Origin of the sequence: Mucilaginibacter aquatilis (assembly GCF_009755275.1) — a bacterium.
Taxonomy (GTDB): Bacteria; Bacteroidota; Bacteroidia; order Sphingobacteriales; family Sphingobacteriaceae; genus Mucilaginibacter; species Mucilaginibacter aquatilis.
Genome location: NZ_WQLA01000007.1, coordinates 199590 through 222566, shown reverse-complemented (window position 1 = coordinate 222566; position 22977 = coordinate 199590). Strand labels below are relative to the sequence as shown.

General features: G+C 41.7%; 13 protein-coding genes. 7 read left to right on the top strand and 6 right to left on the bottom strand.

The genetic code is table 11. From position 1 onward, the window contains the following. Window positions 1-188 precede the first annotated feature (188 nt). Window positions 189-1214, top strand: a complete 1026-nt coding sequence (locus tag GO816_RS16900; protein WP_157543130.1) for a LacI family DNA-binding transcriptional regulator — start codon at window positions 189-191, stop codon at window positions 1212-1214. On the opposite strand, the gene GO816_RS16895 is transcribed toward GO816_RS16900, so the two are convergent. Together GO816_RS16895 and GO816_RS16890 are read right to left on the bottom strand one after the other, a co-directional pair. Further along, window positions 1204-2676, bottom strand: a complete 1473-nt coding sequence (locus GO816_RS16895; protein ID WP_157543129.1) for a glycoside hydrolase family 28 protein — start codon at window positions 2674-2676, stop codon at window positions 1204-1206. The genes GO816_RS16900 and GO816_RS16895 overlap by 11 nt on opposite strands. A 4-nt stretch (window positions 2677-2680) precedes the next feature. Then, complete coding sequence (locus tag GO816_RS16890; RefSeq protein WP_232336606.1) at window positions 2681-4969, bottom strand: GH92 family glycosyl hydrolase; 2289 nt, start codon at window positions 4967-4969, stop codon at window positions 2681-2683. 212 nt (window positions 4970-5181) lie between these two features. On the opposite strand from GO816_RS16890, the gene GO816_RS16885 reads away from it, so the two are divergent. Continuing rightward, on the top strand, window positions 5182-8367 hold the full coding sequence (locus tag GO816_RS16885; protein ID WP_157543128.1) for a glycoside hydrolase family 2 TIM barrel-domain containing protein: 3186 nt from the start codon (window positions 5182-5184) through the stop codon (window positions 8365-8367). 179 nt (window positions 8368-8546) lie between these two features. On the opposite strand, the gene GO816_RS16880 is transcribed toward GO816_RS16885, so the two are convergent. Then, entirely contained in the window at window positions 8547-8861 is a 315-nt protein-coding gene (locus GO816_RS16880; RefSeq protein ID WP_157543127.1) for a DNA-directed RNA polymerase subunit alpha C-terminal domain-containing protein, read from the bottom strand. 386 nt (window positions 8862-9247) lie between these two features. On the opposite strand from GO816_RS16880, the gene GO816_RS16875 reads away from it, so the two are divergent. From GO816_RS16875 to GO816_RS16865, 3 genes are all read left to right on the top strand, one after another. Beyond that, entirely contained in the window at window positions 9248-10879 is a 1632-nt protein-coding gene (locus GO816_RS16875) for a sodium/sugar symporter (RefSeq protein WP_157543126.1), read from the top strand. 39 nt (window positions 10880-10918) lie between these two features. Beyond that, window positions 10919-12745, top strand: a complete 1827-nt coding sequence (locus tag GO816_RS16870; protein WP_157543125.1) for a glycoside hydrolase family 35 protein — start codon at window positions 10919-10921, stop codon at window positions 12743-12745. A gap of 236 nt (window positions 12746-12981) precedes the next feature. Beyond that, window positions 12982-14613, top strand: a complete 1632-nt coding sequence (locus tag GO816_RS16865) for an alpha-L-fucosidase (RefSeq protein WP_157543124.1) — start codon at window positions 12982-12984, stop codon at window positions 14611-14613. A gap of 191 nt (window positions 14614-14804) precedes the next feature. On the opposite strand, the gene GO816_RS16860 is transcribed toward GO816_RS16865, so the two are convergent. The 3 genes from GO816_RS16860 to GO816_RS16850 form a co-directional block, all read right to left on the bottom strand. Then, entirely contained in the window at window positions 14805-17015 is a 2211-nt protein-coding gene (locus GO816_RS16860; protein WP_157543123.1) for an alpha-N-acetylglucosaminidase, read from the bottom strand. Between the two features lie 43 nt (window positions 17016-17058). Beyond that, entirely contained in the window at window positions 17059-18267 is a 1209-nt protein-coding gene (locus GO816_RS16855; RefSeq protein WP_157543122.1) for an acyltransferase family protein, read from the bottom strand. A gap of 193 nt (window positions 18268-18460) precedes the next feature. Next, entirely contained in the window at window positions 18461-19987 is a 1527-nt protein-coding gene (locus tag GO816_RS16850; protein WP_198171551.1) for a glycoside hydrolase, read from the bottom strand. Between the two features lie 692 nt (window positions 19988-20679). Between GO816_RS16850 and fucP the strand changes: the two genes are divergently transcribed. After that, the gene (fucP, locus tag GO816_RS16845) at window positions 20680-21948 is read left to right on the top strand and encodes an L-fucose:H+ symporter permease (protein ID WP_157543120.1); all 1269 of its coding nucleotides are present in this window, start codon (window positions 20680-20682) and stop codon (window positions 21946-21948) included. Between the two features lie 2 nt (window positions 21949-21950). Further along, complete coding sequence (locus tag GO816_RS16840) at window positions 21951-22976, top strand: aldo/keto reductase (protein ID WP_157543119.1); 1026 nt, start codon at window positions 21951-21953, stop codon at window positions 22974-22976. Window position 22977 lies beyond the last annotated feature (1 nt).

Below are 22977 nucleotides of genomic sequence, written 5' to 3'. Positions count from 1 at the left end.
ATTGAGAGAGGTACTTATTAAAAACATGGCGACAAAACTAATCAATTTTTAATTCAAATACATTGTAGGGTAAACCAAAGCTGTTCAATTCCTTTAAAAATGGTTATAAACACCAGAGTACTTTGTTGTTATTTAATTATTAAATTTTAAAAAAAAAGCCAATCTTTATTTCGGTATTTAGATGCAAAATGGAAACTGTTACTATCAAGTTACTTGCCGAACGACTTAAATTATCAACCGCTACAATATCAAAAGCTTTAGGCGATAGCCACGAGATTAGTGAAGTAACCAAAAAGCGGGTGTTTGACCTTGCCAAGGAGCTTAACTACGTACCAAATGCTTATGCAAGCAGTTTGCGCAAAAATAAAAGTAAGACGATAGCCGTACTCATACCCGAGGTGGCCGACAGTTTTTTTTCAATTGCGCTAAATGGTATTGAGGAAGTTGCCATCGAAAAAGGTTATCATACCCTAATATATCTTACTCATGAGAAGCTGGAACGCGAAAAGGCTATTTTAAGTGAGTTGCTATATGGCAGGGTAGATGGCGCACTGATGTCAGTAAGCTCGGAAACAGATTCATTTGAGCATATTGAAGATTTTGGAAAAAAGCTACCCGTTGTATTTTTTGACAGGGTTGCCAGCGCGCCCGCTACCGCAAAAATAACCACAAACGATTTTGAATGCGGCTACCTGGCCACCAAGCACCTTATTGAGGCGGGTTGCAAGCGCATTGTAATGCTGTCTATTTCAAAAAGCCTGTCAATAATATCAGAACGTAGCAGTGGCTTTCAAAAGGCGGTTGCTGATCATCAGCTTGATCCTGCAACCTGTGAAGTGGTTAACTGTATTGGTGAGGGCAAAACGGTACATACCACCCTTACCAGCATATTACAGGGAAACAACAGGCCCGACGGAATAATTGCAACAGTCGAAAGACTGACTACCGACATATATTTGGTGTGCCAGCAGTTAGGTTTGCAAATTCCCGATGATGTAAAGGTTGTTTGCTTTTCAAATCAGGCATCAGCCGTAATATTAAATCCAAGCCTTACAACCATTACCCAACCAGCATTTGAAATGGGTAGGGCTGCTGCTAAAGCCCTGCTTAAACGCCTTAAAAACCCTTACATTAATCTTGAAGAGGAAAGTGAAATAATTCCATCAGTACTTACCGTACGTAGTTCTACAGCTGGTAAAAATTCTACTTTTTAATGATAGCATCTAACTTATCAGGGAAAGCTGCTGTACCGTTGAAACCTGTAACTTTTACATCCTTTACGTTGTGGCTTTCAATAGCATGCTTGAAATAGTCGGGCCTGTTTGCGCCCCATATAACGGAGCTGTTTCTTACGGTTATATTGCCTGCGTTTTCAAAGTAAAAGCCCGATGTGGTGCCGGTAAGTAACCCGTCGACCTTGGCTGGCCTGCGGTCGTAAATGCCGCCGGTAATATTGCTTGTTTTGTTGATGTGAAGGTCAATTTGGTCAAAGTAAATTTCGTCAACCTTTTCGGGTGACTCAGCGCCTACGTAAACACCATTTTCACTACTTGCTTTGATGCCCGAAAAGAAAATTCTGCTTACTTTTCCTACTTTACCTTCCTTTACACCCTTTGGAAAGCGCCAGTTAGCATCTTTGTTGTTTGCACTGGCACGGGTATAGGCTGTTACGTAAATTGGTTCGGCTTTTCCCCACCATACGTCTGTAAATAAATGCGACTCAATAAGGATATTATTAAAATATACATCACTCACTGTTCCTTCGTCGCGGTTCTGAATGCCAATACCACGGTTGCTTGCACGTATTATACAATTGCTGATGATGACATGGTCAATCGAATCCATATTTTCTGAGCCAATCTTAATAGCGCATGATCTGGATGTCATGGTACAATTAGTTACCACAATGTTCTGGCAGGGACCGAACTCTTCATACTCACGTCTGTTTTTTAAACATATACAGTCATCGCCCGATTCAATGTAGCAATTGCTTATGCGTACATTTTTGCAATGGTCTAAGTCAATACCATCACTGTTTCTAACTTTCAAATCATTGAGTAAGGTGATATTATCAATAGTGACATCGTTGCAGCCTATAAGGTGAACCGTCCAGTATGCTGAATTACGTATGGTTACATCTTTTATCCTGATGTTGTGGCCGCCTGCAACTGTTAGTAAATGAGGGCGGGGGTCAAGCTTATCAAAAGGTTTAAGTATGTAAGAATCGGTTATTGGGGCACCCATAAAAGAAACGCCGTTGCCGTCAATAATGCCTGTACCGCTTATGGTAACGTTATTTAAGTTATTGCCTCCAATCCAAATGGTCCCCTCGCCAACGTTATCTTTAAATGCGCTTTTTTTGTAGATGCTTTCATTTGGGTTTGCAATAACACAGGCACCTGCTTCCACAACAAATTCAATGTTTGATTTCAAGTCGAAAGGTCCGCTCATAAAGCGTTTGCCCTTTGGAATAATAACGCGCCCGCCTCCGGCTTTTGCGCATGCATCAATAGTGCGCTGTATGGCAACTGCATTGTCTTTGCTGGCATCAGCTGTTGCACCATAATTGGTGATTACATAATCGGTTCTGTTAGCTGTTGTTGACTGTGCGTAAACTAAACCACTAAATAGCGAGCATAAAAGGCAACTAAAAGCCAGAAGGTTATATTTTTTCATGATATCAACGGGTAAGAGAAGCAGGTTTATGCTGTTTAGCAGTGCCCCACAATTTGTTGGGCGTACTTCGCAGGTATATGTCTAATTTGCCTCCCTGTGTAATAGTTTGGTGAGTTAAGTAGGTAAAGTTATAAGGCTTGCCGTTGTACGTTACATGGTCAATGTAAAATGCATCAGAAGTGCTTTTATGACACTTCACTTCAAAAACCCTATTTTGATTGAGTTGTATTTTGCAGCTGTTAAAAACCGGTGCCGTAATAAGGTATTGGTTTGCTGCCGGGTTAAGTGGGTAAAATCCCATGGCCGAAAAAACATACCATGCTGATACCTGGCCCGCATCATCATTGCCGCTTAAACCGCCAGGTCCGTCGCTATATTCTTCATCCATAGTGTTTTTAACCCAGTACTGCGTTTTCCATGGCGAAGCGGTGAAGTTATACATATAAGGTGTTTGCTGCCCCGGCTCATTGCCGTGCCAATACTCGCCTGTTTTAAAAAGCGTATCTAATTGTTGCTCCAAAACCACCTGGCCGCCCATAGCTTTTGCCAGGCCATTTACATCATGAGGTACGTAAAAGGTATATTGTTGCGGTGTTCCCTCTGTAATGTAAAATTCTTTATTTTTAGGATTATATGGTGAGTGCCAGCTGCCGTCACTTTTCTTAGCTCTAACCATTTTGCTGTTACCATCCAAAACGTTTAAGTAGTTTTTACTTCGGTTGAGTAAAACGTCTTTGTCCTTGTTCAAACCCAGCCCGGCGGCAACCATTGCAAGTGCATAATCATCAAATGCATACTCCAGCGTACGGCTTACCTGTTCTTTTTTATGGAATGCTTCAGGTACCGAATCTTCAACCGGGATATAGCCATAATTTAAATATGATTGGATGGCCCGGCGTCCTTTTCCGTCGCGGTATTCCTGCGGTGATGGAACTTCAAATGCATTACGCCGCATAAGGGCATAAGCTTTTTTTACATCATAGTTGCGTATGCCCCTAACATAGGCCGATGCTATAAATGCGGTTACATGATCGCCTATCATGGCCGCTGTATAGCTGTTCCAGCATGGAAAAATCGGTAACCAACCGCCCTGTTCACCTTTTAAAATCATTGATTTTACGCAGTCATTTACAAAGTCGGGCTTCAAAATCTCAAAAAGTGGCATTTGCGCCCGGTAAGTGTCCCACATTGAAAAATCATCGTAGTAGTTACCGTTGTTGAGTTTTTCGTTTTTATAGTAGCCGCCAAAGCGTGGATAAAGCCCATTTACATCATTAAAGCATCGCGGCTGTTGCATAGTATGGTAAAGGGCAGTGTAAAATATGCGTTTATGCTTTTCATTATTGCCGCTAACGCTTACGCGGCTTAATGCATTTTGCCATACTGTAAAGTTTGATTTTACCAGGCGTTCAAAATTCCAGTCTTTAATTTCGCTTTCAAGATTAAGCAGTGCGCCTGCAAAACTGGTAAAGGAAGTACCAACGCGCATCTGTAAATGCTCCCCGGCTTTAAGTTTAAATCCTATATAAGCACCTGCCTCGTGCTGATTTTTAATACTGTCTCCGGGCGTAACTCTATTATTTGTAAACAAGCCTGTAGTGGTCAAAGGCTGATTGAACTGAATGACAAAGTATCCGTTAAAGCCTGCTTTCTCGCCCCAACCCTGGTAAATTCGATGAACGGGATTGTACCCCCAGATAACTCCCCGCTGGCGGTCTACTTTAACAAAACCCTCATTGCGGTCGCTATTCGGCCGTATAGTAAAATAAACGCTATCTGCGCTTTGACTGGTAAACCTTAGCATTCCACACCGGGTAGTTGCTGTTATTTCGGTTGTTAAATTTCGTTCGGGTAGGTTTACTTTGTAATAATGCGGTGCTGTAATTTCGTCTCTATGCGAAAAAGGTGTGTATCCAGCCTCCGGAATTAAATTTAAACGCGAGCCGACAGGCGTAATAGTAACGCTTCCGTAGTCCTGAGTACACGAACCGCTTAACCAGTGCGACGCTCTGAAACCGCTGATTTTACTATCAGTATATCTGTAAGGGGGAACACATTTATTCTCCGATCGCTGCGTTTCGGGTGTCCACTGCGTCATTCCAAACGGCAACGTTACTGCAGGAATGGTGTTTGCATTAAGTTCGGTACCGCTTCCATGCTTTTTTGAGGATGGCGTAGTTGACGGAGCAGTGCCGGATAAAGGCTGAACATATCTTACAAGGTTTTGCGCTACACACAGATAAGGTAGTAAGCACAAAACTGAAGCAAACAGATTTAGTATAACTTTCTTCAAATGCTTAAGCAGGTTAAACTGTAATGGGGCAAAATTACAGCCTTTTTTGGTTTAAAAATTAAACGTCTAAGTTATTAAGTTGCATTAATTATAGGCTTAACAGCTAAACTTTAAATACGAAAACGATTAAGCAGATTATATTTGCTGGTAGGTTTATTACCAATAACTTCGGCTTGGTATATCCATCTCACCATACTGTCAAAAGTTAATTCATGAATTTCAGGTACTTTTTTTTCTTTGTTTTATTTGTTTCCCAATGGGCTGTTGCGTCGCACAGGGATACCAGCCGCAACACATCATTACCACCTGAAATTGAAAATCCGCAATGTATTGGTATTAATAAGGAAGCTGCGCATGCTGCCTTGATGCCTTATCAAAATATTCAGGCTGCACTAGCGGGCAAGCAAAATGCATCTGTGTATGCCATGAGTCTTAATGGCAACTGGAAATTTAACTGGGTTAACACGCCTGACAAACGGCCGCTTGACTTTTATAAAACCAATTTTAATGATGCTAAATGGGCAAGTATCAAAGTGCCATCTAACTGGCAAATGCAAGGCTATGGCATTCCCTTTTACCGTAACATGGGTTATACATTTAAAAAGGATTTTCCGCATGTAATGAGTACGCCGCCTGAAAATTATACTGCGTATACAGATCGCAACCCGGTAGGTAGTTACAGGAAAGAGTTTACGCTTCCGGCAACATGGCGGGGCGGGAAAATTTTCCTGAAGTTTGACGGCGTTGATGCCGGTTTTTTCCTTTGGGTGAATGGCAAAAAAGTTGGCTACAGTGTAAACAGTCGTAATGCAGCCGAATTTGACGTAACGCGGTATTTACAGTCTGGTAAAAATCTTATAGCCGCCGAGGTATATCAGTATACCGTTGGCAGTTATCTTGAAGATCAGGATATGTGGAGGATGAGTGGTATTTTTCGTGATGTAACACTTTGGCGTGCACCTACTCAGCACGTGCGCGATTTTTCTATTAAAACACAGCTCGATAAAAGTTATAAGAATGCAACACTAAAGGTGTCAACCAAAATTGCCAATTATGATAGTCAAACGGCAAAAAAGCTTACTGTTTCTGCATCGCTTTATAAGGGTAAACAGCTTATTAAACGTTCGGAAGCTCGTTCTGTACTTATCAATCCGTCATCAGAAAAAGCCGTAAATATTGAATTGCCGGTGCCTAACCCTGAAAAGTGGACCGCAGAAACACCTAATTTATATACCACCGTAATTACGCTTGAGCAAAATGGTAAGGCAATTGAGTATTTATCAAGCCGTACAGGTTTCAGGCAAATTGAAATTAAGGGCCGTAGCTTTTTAGTAAATGGTGTGCCTATAAAGTTAAAAGGCGTTAACCGGCATGAAAACTGGCCCAATGGTGGTCACGCCATTACCGAGGCGCAAATGTTACGTGATATTATGCTTATAAAGCAGGGAAATTGTAATCATGTGCGTACTTCTCACTATCCTGACATTTCACGCTGGTATGAGTTGTGTGACGAGTATGGCCTTTACGTATTATCAGAAGCTAACGTAGAATGCCATGGCTTAATGGATAGATTTAACAATGAACCGCTCATGAAATCGGCCATTATTGACAGAAATGTGGCTAACGTTGAGAACTTCAAAAACCATCCCTCAATCATAATCTGGTCGTTAGGTAATGAGTGCGGCTCTGGTGGCGAAAACTTCAGAGCGGCTTTAGCCAAAGTGAAAGAGCTGGACAACACCAGGCCTACACATTATGAGGGTTTTGGTATAGGCAAAGGTAACCCGGCAGACTTAGACAGCCGCATGTACTCGCCGCTAATACCCAACAACTGGCCGGGTGCCGATGCAAAACGTCGGGCACTGCGGCCGGTAGAAGAAACTGCAACCAACCCCGATTTAACCAAGCCTTTTTATTTATGCGAGTTTGCGCACGCTATGTTTAACTCCATGGGTTCGTTAAAGGAGTACGGTGAACTTTTTGACAAGTATCCTTCCATACTTGGCGGAGCAATATGGGAGTTTCAGGATCAGGGAGTGTGGAACAAACGCAACCCGGCTCGCCCAATATTAGCTTTTGGCGGCGGTTTTGGTGAATTTCCAAACGATCATTACTTTATTCATAAAGGTGTGGTGTTCTCTGACAGGTCACCCAAGCCCGGCTATTTTGAGATGAAGCGTATATACCAATGGCTTGATATAAACCCAGTTGAAGGTGAAAAGGGGGTATACACGCTCAGGAACAAGTACCAGTTTGTAAATCTTGATAAATTTGACCTATTTTGGACTGTTTTAAAAAATGGAGTGGCGGTTGATTCAGGTAAGCTTATCATGCCGTCAGTTAAACCGCTGTCTAATGGCTCTTTTAGCTTTAATTATAAGGGTAAAACAGATGTTGCGGAATACCACATAAACTTTTCTGTTAAACTTAAAGCCAATAGTAATTGGGCAAAAACAGGATTTGAAATTGCAGCTGCACAGTTTGCCTTACCAGTTGCAGTTGCCAAGCCTATGCAGCAAACAGTTGCTTATTCAGATTTAAGCTTATTTGAAAAAGACAGCAATGTTGTTATTACAGGTAAGGGGTTTGAGTTATTATTCAGTAAAGCTTCGGGCACAATAGCTAATATTCGTGTTCACTCCAAAGAACAGCTTAATAACGGTGGAGGGCCAAGGTTGCATTTGTGGAGAGCACCACATCAGCAGGATGATATATACGCTTACAAAGGGTGGGATAGCACCGGTATCACTTCTTTAAAGTGGGTAACCAAGCAGGTTTCAATTAAGCGGGTAGATGCAGGTAGTATAAACATAACTGCAAAGTTGCGCGGTTTAGGCAAAAACGGCTTTTGGGTCGATCATAAAGCGGTATACGACATTAAAGGCGACGGCAGCATAGTTTGCAAAAATGATATTAGTGCAAGCGATACCAACATTGTTATAGCCCGCATGGGGGTAAGGATGCTTTTAAATCAAAAACTGCAGAACCTTAATTATTTTGGCCGCGGACCAATGGAAAACTATCCAGACCGTAAAGCCGGGTTTAATGTAGCGGTTTACAATAGTACAGTGAAGGCGCAATTAACACCTTACGAAAAACCGATGGAGAGCGGAAATCATGAAGATATAAGATGGCTTAAGCTCACTGATGTACCGGGACAAGGGCTTGAGTTTAGAAGTGATGCATTATTTCAAATGTCGGCTTTGCCATATACTGATGAGGTGCTTAACGCAACCGAATATCGTATAGACTTACCCAAGCCAGCGTCAACGGTGCTCTGCATATCAAGCCGTACACTTGGTGTCGGCTCACATTCATGTGGTCCGATGCCGTTGCCTCAATATATGCCTCATTTAAGCAATAGCACTTTTAGTTATACAATAAACATGCTTAAATAATATGCTGTTAAAAAGGCCGCTGAGCCTAAAATGTAACTGTTGATGTTCAATTTTGATTGCTGTACCTATAGGTAGAACGCATTTTTTTAAACTCGTTAGAAAGAAGATACTTAGGGCAAAGTGTAACTATTGTGGAATAAGATGTCTTGAATGTATTTAAATGCAGTATTTAAGGCTATTTATACAAACATCTTATGCGTCATTTGGGTAAGGAACACTAAAATGAGGTGATAGCTTTTTTTACCTATGTTGGGCAGTACAATTAAATCTTTATAGGCCAGGCTAAGCAAGTCTTGTACGTTGTTAACCTTTTGCCGCTTTAAGGCTAATATTAATCGTTTTGGGAACATATCAATGTCCTCAATTTGTACTTTAAAATAACTTAACTCAGGCTGGCTCTTCCATTTGCCTGTTAACCTTTCGTGTAATTCTGCTTTCTTGGTATGTTCCAATAGCATCAAATCAACAGAATCCTCTGTAAACGACCGGATCATAATACTCGTAAAAATGTAAGTTTAATTTGGGGAAAGGGGAATAGTAATTAAGCTACTGCAGCATTCTTATGTACTAAGTAATGGCTTGTTCACTATCTTATTCAGGCCAATAATCGCTATCTTTTTATACGTTTTATTTAATAGCTGAATCTTTATTTACGAAAACGATTAAGTTTGAGCCCGCAAAACCCGCAAGGTTTTGAGTTAATAGGTTGCATCAAGCTTTAAGCCTGGTAATAGTTGCTGGTCGGAAAATTACAGATTATAGTCCATTATGGTCAAAGTATTAATTTTGAGTAGCTTTAAGTTTGAACAACCAATTTTTACACCTTGATATCTGTTCTGCATAATACGTACAGCGCAGACTAATTATTTTTTGATCGTAAATGAACCATTTAGAACTTACTGATTATATAGTCTTTCTTGTTTACTTTTTTATAGTTGCAGGCTATGGTTATTATATCTATCACAAGCGCAAAACTAAAGAACTTGATGCTAAAGAATACTTTCTGGCAGAAGGCTCGTTAACCTGGTGGGCCATAGGCGCATCACTCATCGCTTCTAATATATCGGCCGAGCATTTTATTGGAATGTCGGGTTCGGGTTTTGCTTTAGGGCTGGCCATATCCTCGTATGAGTGGATGTCGGCAGCAGCATTAATTATAGTTGCCGTGTACATTATACCGGTTTATTTAAAAAACCGCATTGTAACAATGCCGCAGTTTTTGTCGCGCAGGTATAATGACCAGGTTAGTACGGTAATGGCTGTATTTTGGCTGCTTGTGTATGTTTTCGTTAACTTAACATCCATCATATATTTAGGTGCGCTTGCTATTTCATCCATTTCCTCGCTCGATTTTGGCTGGTGTATAGTGGCCCTATGCGTTTTTGCCATGTTTGTAACACTTGGTGGCATGAAGGTTATTGGGTATACTGATGTTATACAGGTGGTAGTATTAATACTCGGCGGACTTGTAACTACGTACCTGGCGCTTAACTTACTTAGTGATACCTACAATACACACGGTATATTCCCCGCATTGAAACTATTAATGAAAGAAGCTCCGGAGCACTTCCACATGATATTTGGCCCTAAAGATCCGTATTATAAAGATTTACCCGGAACGTCGGTAATTATAGGGGGAATGCTGGTGAATAACCTGGCATACTGGGGGTGCAATCAATACATTGTTCAACGTGCGTTAGGCGCCGATTTAAAAACTGCACGTAAGGGTATACTGTTTGCAGCTGTGCTTAAGCTAATGGTGCCGCTTATAGCCGTATTGCCAGGTATAATAATGTATGTGCTGTACCACAATGGCATGTTTGCAAATGAAATGACGGTTAACGGTGTTTTAAAGCCCGATCATGCTTATCCAACGCTCATAAACTTGCTTCCAACCGGGCTTAAAGGTGTTGCTTTTGCGGCACTCACGGCGGCTATTGTAGCCTCACTTGCAGGTAAAGCAAACAGTATTTGTACCATATTTTCGCTTGATATCTATCAAAAATACATCAACAAAAACGCAAGTGAGCAAAAGCTGGTTAGAATTGGCAGGTGGGCGGTAGTAATTTCGTTAGCCATTGCAGCTGTGGTAACACCGGCGCTAAAGTCGTTAGATCAGGCTTATCAGTTTATTCAGGAATACGTTGGGTTTGTATCACCGGGTGTACTGGCTATTTTCCTGCTGGGTTTTTACTGGAAGCGTACTACAGCTTCAGCCGCTATGGCAGGTGCGTTAATTACCATACCACTATCAACAGTATTGAAGTTTTTACCGGTGTGGACCAACGGTAGTTTTCCTGATTTTCCTTTCTTAGATCGTATGGCAATTGACTTTGTAGTAATTGTAATTATTATGGTGTTGATGAGCTTGTTCGGTACGGCAAAATCAAAATCTGAAACAGAAGGCGAGATTATTGTTGAGCCGAGCATGTTTAAGGTTGATAGAGGTTTCCAAATCGGTACTGTCATCATACTGGGCATTCTGGCTGCCTTATACACAGTTTTCTGGTAGGCAAGTCTACTGAGGTCTTCTAAATTAACAAAGAATATTATGAATAAATATATACGTTGTTTAACACTGCTGCTTTGCGTGTGCTGTTATGGCGCATTTGCACAAAAGCAGGCACACACATTTGCTTTAGGCAATACTGATTTTTTGCTTGATGGGAAGCCTTTTCAAATGATTAGCGGGGAAATTCATTACCCACGTGTGCCACGCGAAGCCTGGAGATCAAGAATGAAGATGGCCAAAGCAATGGGTTTGAACACTATAGGAACTTATGTTTTCTGGAACGTACATGAGCCTCAAAAAGGTGTGTTTAATTTTACGGGGAACAACGACATAGTTGAGTTTGTGAACATTGCACGCCAGGAAGGCTTATGGGTAGTTTTAAGACCAAGCCCTTATGTATGCGCCGAGTGGGAGTTTGGCGGTTATCCGTATTGGTTACAAAATGAAAAAGGACTGGAAGTGCGAAGCAAGGAAGCGCAATACCTTAATGAATATCACACTTACATAAAGGAAGTGGGAAAAAGGTTAGCGCCATTACAGGTGAACCACGGCGGCAATATACTAATGGTTCAAATTGAAAACGAATACGGCTCTTATGGTAATGATAAAGACTATTTAGCCATTAACCAGCGTATTTTTAAAGAAGCAGGGTTTGATGGCATATTGTACACCTGTGATCCTGCTAATGATGTTAAAGATGGTCATTTGCCGGGCCTGATGCCTGCCGTTAACGGACTTGATAAACCGGCTAAAGTTAAAGAACTTGTTAATGCTTACCATAGCGGCAAAGGGCCGTATTATATTGCCGAATGGTACCCGGCTTGGTTTGACTGGTGGGGAACCAAACACCACACTATACCTGCGGAAGATTACGCCGGAAGGTTAGATTCGGTACTGGCAGCCGGAATGTCAATAAACATGTATATGTTTCATGGAGGCACCACCCGCGGCTTCATGAACGGTTCAAACTATAAAGATAAAACAGGTTTCGAGCCTCAAATAAGTAGTTATGATTACGATGCTCCGTTAGATGAAGCGGGTAACGCAACGCCCAAATTTGTAAAGTTCAGAGAGGTAATTAAAAAGTATTTGCCCAAGAATGTAAACCTGCCCGAGGTGCCCGCTGCCAAGCTAGCCATCACTATACCAACATTTAGTTTAAAAAGCTCGGCGGCGTTATTGAGTAACCTGCCTGTGCCGGTGACTAATAAAACACCACTTACATTTGAAGATTTAAAACAGGACTACGGTTATGTGCTTTATCGCACTAAAATGAAAGGCGGAACCAGTGGAATACTGGCGTTAAAAGAGCTGCGTGATTATGCTGTTATTATGGTCAATGGTAAAGCGATAGGTACCTTAGATCGTCGGCTGAAACAAGATAGCTTAAACGTAACCCTTCCGGCAGGCGAAGCTGTAATTGATATTTTGGTTGAAAACATGGGCCGTATAAACTTTGGTAAGTATTTATTGCAAAACAAAAAGGGCATTACCCAAAGTGTTACCTATGCAGGTAAGGAAGTAAACGGTTGGCAAATGTACAGCCTGCCTTTTACTGATACAAAGTCGTTTACAAAAACTACTTCTGCAGGCGTTACTTCGCCTGTAGTTCGCAAAGGAAGTTTCAAATTAAATAAGTTGGCCGATACCTACCTTGATATGCGCCGTTGGGGCAAAGGCGTGGTTTGGGTTAATGGTCATAACTTAGGAAAATACTGGAGCATTGGTCCGCAGCAAACGCTTTATTTGCCGGCAGAGTGGCTGAAAAAAGGGAACAACAGCATTGAGGTTTTAGAATTACTGAAGCCCGAAGTTGATATATTAAGTGCGTTAGATAAGCCGATTTTAGACGAGGTAAGAAAATAGCAAGTTGCTTTATAATCGCAGTTTTACCCTGTTGCGATAATTACTTCCATCAAATATAAAAGTCGGATTTTTACATATCGTGGTCAGTTATTATCAATGATTTTGTACGTGCTTCAACTAGTTTTGAAAAAGCCAATTGAGTAATCACTAATTGAATCAGCAAACCTCAAAAAAACGAGTACCCGATAATCGAAGCTTTGTTTTTGGTGCGCAATTTTGTTAAAGCATAGTTATTTATGAAGAGAAGAAGTTTGATTAAAGGCACGTTAACAGGTGCTGCATCCCTTTACCTTGCTAAGTTACAGGCGCAAACCATTGGTTCGGGCCTGGCCTATGATGGCATGGCAAAAGGACCTTTTTTACCGTCATGGAATTCATTGGAACAATACCAGGTTCCGGATTGGTTTCGTGATGCAAAATTTGGTTTATGGGCACACTGGGGTCCGCAATGCCAGCCGGAATATGGCGACTGGTACGCAAAGGGGATGTACGAGGAAGGTAGTTCGGCTTATAAATACCACCTTAAAACTTACGGCCACCCATCAAAATTTGGCTTTAAGGATGTGATTAACGAATGGAAGGCAGATAAGTGGGACCCGGCCGAACTGGTATCGTTATATAAAGAGGCTGGCGCAAAGTATTTTGTGGCGCTAGCCAATCACCATGATAATTTTGACCTATATCCTAATAAATACCAAAAGTGGAACTCAACCAACATTGGGCCTAAAAAGGACTTGATTAAAGGGTGGGAGAAAGCAGCACGTGATAATGGTTTGCGCTTTGGGGTAAGTGTTCATGCAGCTCACACCTGGACCTGGTATGAACCATCGCAAGGAGCAGATAAAACAGGCCCTATGGCTGGTGTACATTACGATGGTAATATTCAAAAAGCTGATGGTAAAGGCAAATGGTGGGAGGGATACGACCCACAAGAGCTTTACTCACAAAGGCATCCTTTAAGCGCGCCTTACAAAGACGGTTTGCAACAATGGGATTGGAAGGACGGTGCAAGCATTCCGTCAAAAGCTTATAATGAAAAGTTTTTGAAAAGGACGTTGGCTTTACTTGACAACTATGATCCTGATTTGGTGTATTTTGATGATACAGCGCTACCGCTATGGCCTGTTAGTGATGTGGGGTTGAAAATTGCTGCTCACATGTACAATAACAGCTTGAAAAAGCATGGTAAAATGGAGGCCGTAATTACCGGCAAAATACTTGACGAGCAGCAACGCAAATGTATAGTTTGGGATATTGAACGTGGGCATAGTAACCGTATTGAGCCTTTGCCTTGGCAAACCTGTACCTGCATTGGCAACTGGCATTATGATAAGCGTGTTTACGATGGCAACAAGTACAAATCGGCGGCTACCGTAGTTCATATGCTGGCCGATGTGGTGAGCAAAAACGGCAACTTGCTGCTTAGCGTACCGGTAAAAGGCAATGGTACCATTGATGTAAAGGAACGTGCAATTGTACAGCAAATTACTGCATGGACCAAGCAAAATGGTGAAGCCATTTATGGCACCAGGCCATGGAAAGTTTTTGGCGAAGGACCAGCAATGGAAAACGTTAAGCCATTAAAAGAACAAGGTTATAACGAAGGCACGGTTTATAAAGCCGGTGATATTAGGTTTACTACTAAAAACAATGCGTTGTATGCTATTTTATTGGGCTGGCCACAAGACGGCAACCAAATAAACATTAAAAGTGTTGGAGCCGGTGGTAAAGTTGAAAGGGTTACGCTTATAGCAAACGGCAGCAGCTTAAAATTTGAGCAAAGCGGTCAGGGGCTTAAAGTACAGTTACCTGCCGAGGCACCCGGGACTATGGCTTACGTACTTAAAATAGAAGGCGCAGTAGTTTAACTAAATAAGCAAAACAAAAAGGGCCGGTTAACTAAGTGTTAGCCGGCCCTTTTGTTTTTATAGAAATGCTCGGTTGAGCTTTAATCGTATTTTATATCAATGTGTGATCAGCTTTAGAAGCAAGCATTTGACAGTTAATTCCGCATCAAATGCTTGCTGGGTTTCATGTGGAAATTACAAAGCTTTTCGTATTAATTAGCCTTATTTATTGCCGACCAGTATTTACTGTGAAGTTGGGTTGCAACAGTTATGGTATTTTCTTTAGGCGTTGCCGGGTAATCTTTCCTTGCGTTTACCCACGCCCATTCCCAATCCTTAATTTTGCTGGTAAAGGCTTTGTAATCCATGCTTTTTTGTCCGCGTAGGTCTAAGGTAAGCTCATCAATAAATTGTTTCCACCGAGGCTTGTAAAAGTCGGATAGCAAGCCATTCCATTGCCTGCAGGCATACTCATTTAAAGGGCAATCCTTGTCTCCCCAAAGGGTAATGAGGTCTTTGGCATTTTGTTCGTACAATGCCTTTTCTTGTGGTGTAACGCCACAGGCACGTGCGGTGTTTATCCACTCGCCCAGCATAAACTCTTTACGTGTGCCAAGTAAACGGTCCATGTCATCTATTAGGCTTAAAAACTGAGCCGATTGGCGGTTGAATTCGGCTACATTTTTATTTTTATATGCCGTAACCATATCTCTTTGAACTGTTAAAGCATAGTTTGCCAGCACTTGTCTGGTTATGTCAACCAAATCATATTTAAAACCGTCACTCTTGCTGTATTTTGCTGAGGATTTAATTAACGCATCCCAGGCAGGTAGTAAATCTTTAGCGTTGTAGTTTAGTTTGGTTTTTGCCCAGCGCGTGGCGCTATCTAAGGTTGGGCGCGCCTGTATAATTGATTCCGCACCGTCACGTATATACTTGTCTTTAGGTACCGAATACACGGTGTTACGCAAAATATTCCATGCTTTTAAAGTTAATGGATCAGTTGCACCATAACGATTTCTGATGTAGCGTGGCAGCCACTTGTCTAGGTTGATAGCCTCGCTGGTCCAGGTATTGTCAGTAAACAGTTCATAAATTACCGGGTTTTGCTCTATACCTTCCATGGTTAGGCCTATGCCTGTAAGTTTACCACTGTTAGGGTCTTTTAAGGCCATTGAAGGTTTAATTGCAGCACTGTCTAACCGACCAAATAAGTTGGTGTTTCCACCAAAATTGTTAAGCATCGACCATATCCAGGGTTTACCGTAAAACGCTTTTGTTCTTTTCCAAATCGGTTCAATTTCTGTTGCTAAGTCCAAAATAATCATTTTATCGTCCGGAACAGCTTTAAGCAAAGCCTCAGTTTGCGGCGCACGCCAAAATTTTCTGTCGCTGTAAAACAGCCAGCCCTGCATCACCCAAACTGCCTTAGGATCGGCCTGACGCATGCCGTCGTAAACACGGGCACTTAATTTGCCAAGCTTTTCAGGATCATCATACGGTGGTTCGTTTTCATTAAACGTATCGGCCGAGTAGTAATGATCCGTGCCCAGTAACTTGGTTTGTTTTTCTAAGAAAAGTTTACCTATGCGGGCGAATAAAGGGTCTTCCGAATCAAGAATGTACGTGTCGGCAAAGCCGTTTTGCCAGTTAGTGGTTTTAAGCTTTGCATCCGGAAAACGATTTTTAAAAGCTGGAGGCACGTGACCCGTAAAGGCAGGTAGAACTGGTTTCATGCCCAACGCACGTTGCCGCTGTAAAATCTTTTTTTGCAGGTCAAAATGTGTACGCATCCAGTTGAGTGGCAGCGGTCCGCCCCATGCATCCATGTTGCCCATCCAAAACCATGAAAAGTAAGCTGGCCCTGTAAAGAATCCTTTCAAATCTTCATCAGTGAAGCCCATTTCCTTGTACACCAAATACCAGGTATATTCTTCGCCCGTAATAGCCAGGGGCATATTTATGCCATGCAGGGCCATCCAGTCAATCTCTTTTTCCCACCGTGCCCAGTCCCACCAGCTCATGCTGTAGTTGAAAGTGCAATAGTTAAGGTAATAGCGTAACTGGTAAGGCGATGATTTTTTTACCTTTTGCGGAACCTTTGGAAGAACGGCAGGCAGGTTAAGATTACTTGCATTCCATGTTACCTGGCAATGCGCATATTCAGTTAAATAATAATATAAAGCCGAAGCAATAGCTACACCATTGTTTCCTCCAAGCACAATTTTATTTCCGGCGCTTTCTACTTCGAAAGCGTCTTTATTAGTTGTGTTAATTTTTTTTACAACAAAACTTTTGGCATGGGCAGGCAGCAATCTTTTAATGAGTGCATAGCTTTCACTTTCTACCGTTTGTGCCATCGCCATGCAGGATATAAGCAGGCCGGTGAATGCAAAAAATACTTTTTTGAAACTGAAATTCATGTATGTAAAGTGCTTGTTGGTTGTATAATGATTGTTGTATTTGCTATAATTTTAAGAATATTTTCCTGTTTGATAGTTCACGCAAAAGCCATAGTTGTATGAGTAAGACACCTGTCCACAACACGGGCCGGTGCCAATCCGGATCTATGAACTTTAGTGCACCTCCTAAAAAAAACTCCGACGATGATACCAGGTTGAGCATGCCATGTGCAGTAAGGTATATAAGTATGGAATTCATACCAATCCAGGTAAATGGCTTACTCCAGGCAGCAAAGCCGGCAACATCAATTACACCATAAAAAAGTGCAAACAGCAGCAAGCTCCATCCACCTGCGTAAAGTACAAATGAGCTTGTCCATAAGGTTTTATTGATTGGTAACCAAATATTCCATAAGGAACCTAAACCTAGCAAAATCAAACCCGAAACCGTGAGGTATACCAGCTTACGTACAGGCGTTAAGTTATGTGCTTGCATGGAAAGTAGCGTGCCGGTAAATACACCAAGTAATGCCGTTGCTACTGCGGGGATAGTGCCTAAAATACCTTCGGGGTCGTAAACGGTGCGGTGTAGCTTGCCCGGTAAAAATAGCTGATCAATATAACTTGTTAAACTGCCCTCGGGGGTAAGTACATAAGCGCCGTGACCCGGTACGGGTATAAATAATAACATTGCCCAATAACCGGCTAACAGACCAATGAACCACGTTATTTGTGCTCTTAAGCTGAAATTTAAATAAATAAGTGCTGCAAAGAAACAGGAGAGGCCTATACGCCCTAGAACACTTGCAAAGCGGGTATGCTCATAACCTTTGAATTGGAGAGCACCATTTACCAATATGCCAAATAGTACAAGTAATAAGGTGCGCTTTATTAAACGGCTGTAAACCTGATGCTTTACCTGGCCATCGACAATAAATTGCGTTTTGTTTTTATAGGCAAATGGCATTGATATACCTGCTATAAATATAAAAAGCGGAAAAATAAGGTCATAAAAAGTAAAACCGTTCCATACGCTGTGATGTAACTGATTGCTTAAGCCCAGTATAAGGCGTTCAATGAATGATAAATTGGAGTTGGTGCTTATTTGCCAGTTAACCGGATTTCGGTATAAATGATATTTATGCTGAACAACCTCTGCCAATCCGTGAAATATTTCTTCGCCACTGATAATCCAAAACATATCAAAACCCCTGATGGCATCAAGAGAACGGAGCCTTTCGGGTTTTAACACAGATGATACCGGCGTAGACATGAGCGCATTTAAATTAAATTAGAGTTTAAAATTATTACAAAGTTGTAAAGCTTCTTGAAGGCAAAATAGGTTTATTGAAGCAGCAAGCCCTGGCCGGCTAATGCATGCTAATTTCTTACAATATACTGCAATAAACAATGCACACCCCGAGCTTTTTACTTAAACGATTAAGCCACATATTTTGAGCAATAGGTTAATTTTTGTAAACTAATGTAGTAACCGATCGCGGTTTGAGTTCAATTGCGTTTGCATCTACGGGCAGTTTGCCGGCCTTCAAATTATCACCCGACTCGGCCGATGTAACGTAGGAGCTAAGCTGCCTGTGTTTGTTAAAGTGTTGGATATCCAGTTTTACTTTTCTTGGCTGTTGCGTATAATTAATCAATACGGTAACCAACTGACCTTTGCCATCTTTGAAAGCTGAAATCATAATATCCTGGCCAGCCTTAACATCATCCATATCATCATTACGACTCACTTTTAATCTTTGCATTCCGGGCCTTACAAACCGGCTGTAGTTGCCCAATGCCCATAGGTTTTTTACGGGAGTAAAGTTTCCGTTTTTAAATCCTTTGTCAGGATGCAATGCTATCAGGAAATACCGCGTATCTATGTTAGCGGGGCCGGGTTCGTAAGCGTTCCAAAAGTGCCAGGCAGCAGCGTTTGCAATGGTTAAATCGCGGTTAATCACTTTGGCTAAAAACAAGGCGCAATCCATGGAGCTTCGTTTACCGGTTGCCGATTCACTAAAGCCATTATCAAGCATTGAATACTCCGACTGCCAGTATTCAATTCCATATCTGGCAGTAGTGTCGGCCAGTTGTTTTCTTATAGCAACCATCATGCTGTCGCCTTTTTCAGTAAAATAGCTATGCCCGGCTACAAAATTAGGTACATGGGTTAGGCCTTTAATATTTTGCGGACTACCGTCACCAAATAATTCCTGAATTTGCCTATATGAACCTTTACCTGTTTTATATAAATAGGTAAGCATAGCCGCTTCGGTTGTCATAATTGAAACGGGTAGTTTTTTCGCTTTAAGTACAGAGTCAAGCGCAACTATTTCATCGTGAATCTCTTTGTTTGTCCACGGACTACCTTCCTGGCTGCCTTCCCCAAACTTATTCGACCAATCCCACTGTGGCTCATTTATCGGGCTTATGTATTTAAAGTTGACTCCTTCTTTTTTAAAATGAATCAGCACATCGGCTAAAAATGAAGCAAAGGCGGTGTATTTGTCCGGCTTTAGGTTCGATATAAAATCTTTATCGGTTTTATAACCTAACCCGTTCTTTGTGAACCACACAGGTGGCGTGTTTGAGAAAGCAATTAAGTCTTCAACGCCGTACGTTTTAGCCTTTTTCAAAAACCATTGATAGCCTAACTGTTTGTTCCAGTCATAAGTACCATTACTGTTTAAAAAGCTCTCCACCCGTCTTAGCGGATCTTTGATGCCACTTTTTTCGCCTTGCTCTGCACTGCCACCTCCAATGTTAAAGCGCCATGCCGATAGGCCTATTCCTTCGGGGCTGCCATCCTTGGTTATGCCTTTGCTAAACAACAGCTTTGCAATTTCCTCTTTCTTAGCTTCAGGCCAGTGCATGCCAATAGGTTCTGAATACCAACAGCCCGATGCTCCGATATTATGAATGGTTTGTGCTGTTGCCCGGGCGTCAATTTTAAAAACTACGGTTTGTGCGCTTGCTTTATTAAGCGTCATGCAAGTTGCAGTTAGTAGCAGGTAGTGTTTGATAGAAGATGATAGACGCATTTTGAACGGTTATTTCAATTGGTTTATAAGCTTTGTTTGCTTAACCGGCTTATAATTTTTCAAATCTATTGCTTGTAAATTAACAATCATCAAACAACGTTTAAATAATTGCCTGTTTTGTCGTCATTGGGCAAAAGTAGGTCGGCTTTGTACAAGTTGTGGAAGTGCCGCATGTGAGTGGTGATGTGTAATTCCAAGGGTTACTATTAACCTCGTTTTTACAACAATCGGATTTGAGCAAAAAATGGTCTGATATTCTCAAACATACACTATATGCAGCTCAATACTTTTGTAAAAACCAACTAGCCTGCAACCAAGCCATTTATACACGCCAACATATTAATACTGCATTAAGTAATGAATAAAGCATTTAGCTGTGAGCAGCCCCAACACTTCATAGGTATTTGTGGTACAGATTTGCATGCTTACGAGAGCACGCAGCCTTATTTCAGTTATCCTCGAATATTAGGGTACAAACTATCTGATACCTTGAATAATGTTTACGGCAACCTTGATTTTTTTGGAAGCGAAAGGATAATCTTATTTCTTACTTCAATTGCGCGACGTAAGCAAAGCAATGGTTGAAATGATACCACTTGTCTCGCCTCCAATCAATAAACCAATTTATTAGCAACCAAATTATGAATAAGAAGAATACGCTACCGATTATTTTATTAACCACCTTGTTTTTTTTGTGGGGCTTTGCTCACAATTTAGATCCTATTCTTATTCCGCATTTAAAGCGTTCATTTACGTTAAGTAACGTACAGGCAACATTGGTTGATACCGCCGTTTACGCAGCCTATTTTGTAATGGCAATTCCGGCTGGTCTCATCATGAAGCGCTTTGGTTATAAATCGGCAATTGTAACAGGACTTGTTTTTTTCGCTATAGGTTGTTACCTGTTCATTCCCGCAGCCAATACTCAGCAGTATTCTTTTTTCCTGATAGCGCTTTTCATAATAGCCTGCGGGTTGGCAACGTTAGAAACGGTAGCTAATCCGTTTATGACGTTGCTTGGCTCACCCGAAACTGCGGCGCAGCGGTTAAACCTTGCCCAATCATTCAATGGTTTTGCTACCATGCTTGCACCTGCAATTGGCACCGAGCTTATATTAATACATTCAACACCTGATGAACAGCTAAAACTGATGCCTGCGGCCGCACGTAAAGCTGCTTTGGCTGCGGAGGCTGCATCTGTTAAAGGCCCTTATATGGCTTTGACTATTATATTGGTAATTATAGCAGTGGTGTTCTTATTTGTTAAACTTCCAAACGTTCAGGCCGCTGAAAATAAATCAACTTCCAAACGTGGTTTTTTAAGCATATTGCGTCATCGTCATTTATCATGGGGCATTGCTGCACAGTTCTTCTACGTTGGCGCCCAAACATGTATCATCAGCCTTTTTGTGCTTTATGCAGTAAGTGTAGCCAATTTAACTGATCGCGAAGCTGGTCACCTGGCAAGCATATGCGGGTTGGTATTTTTAGCTGGACGCTTTATTGGTACGTTTTTAATGAAGTATATTAGTTCAAACCGTTTGCTGGGTATATATGCCATTATTAACACTATACTGTGTTTTGGGGCAATCTATCTATCGGGTTCATATGCTATATACACAGTAATTGCCATATCCTTCTTTATGTCAATAATGTTCCCTACCATATTTGCACTTGGAATTAAAGATTTAGGACCTGAGCGCGAGCTGGGAAGCAGTCTGATCATCATGTCGATAGTGGGAGGGGCAATAGTGCCGCGTGCATTTGGTTACCTGAGCGATGCAAGTCATGATATAAGAATGGGTTACTACGTGCCTATGGTATGCTTTGTGATTATTGCGCTGTTTGCATTCAGAGGGCACCGGGTTGTAGTGCGAACCAATGAGCAAAGTGTAAACGCTATATATTAGTTATGAGCACCTGCGCATTACCGCCATTAATATACGGCACCAGCGTATTGGGCAATTTATACGAGGCTACATCAATCAATCATAAACTTGAAGTTGTTAAGGCTTGCATGCAGCATCAAAACGCACCGGTTTACTTTGATTCGGCCGGTAAGTACGGTGCGGGTCTGGCGCTTGAGTCGCTTGGGCAAAGCCTGGAGCATTTGCAGGTTAATCCAAATGATGTAGTCATCAGTAATAAGTTAGGTTGGTTTCGTAAATCATTAACATCTTCAGCGCCTACGTTTGAGCCCGGCGTTTGGAAGGATTTGAAACATGATGCCGAACAAAAAATTAGCTACCATGGTATATTAGCCTGCTACCTGCAAGGTAATATGCTATTGGGAAAGTATAAGGCAAAAATGGTTTCGGTTCATGATCCTGATGAGTACTTACAGGCCGCGGCCGATGTGAGTGAAAGGAAAAAACGGTACCGTGACATCATTGGAGCATACAAAGCACTGCTTGAGCTTAAGGCCAAAGGTGAGGTAGCATCAGTTGGCATAGGTGCAAAAGACTGGCGTACCATTGCCCGTATATGCCGCGATGTGCAGTTGGACTGGGTAATGCTTGCCAACAGCCTCACCATACACAGTCACCCACGAGAAGTGGTTGAATTTATGGAACACTTGAGAGACAACAATATAAGTATAATTAATGCGGCAGTTTTTAACGGAGGTTTTGTTGTTGGTGCCGATTATTATAACTACAGCTCAATTAACTCTAAACATAATAGTGCATTATACCAGTGGCGCAGCGCCTTTTTTAATATTTGCAGCAAGCATAATGTAACTCCGGCTCAGGCAGCTGCAGCCTTTGCATTCCGTGCACCGGGTGTAAACTCAATAGCCTTAAGCGCCGGCAACCCCGGCAATGTGCATGAAAACAGTATGTTATTGGGTGCTACCATTGCTGTAGATTTTTGGGCTACCCTTGTAAAAGCCGGGTTAATTGACGAACAATATTTTAAACGCTATTTGAAGAATAACTAAT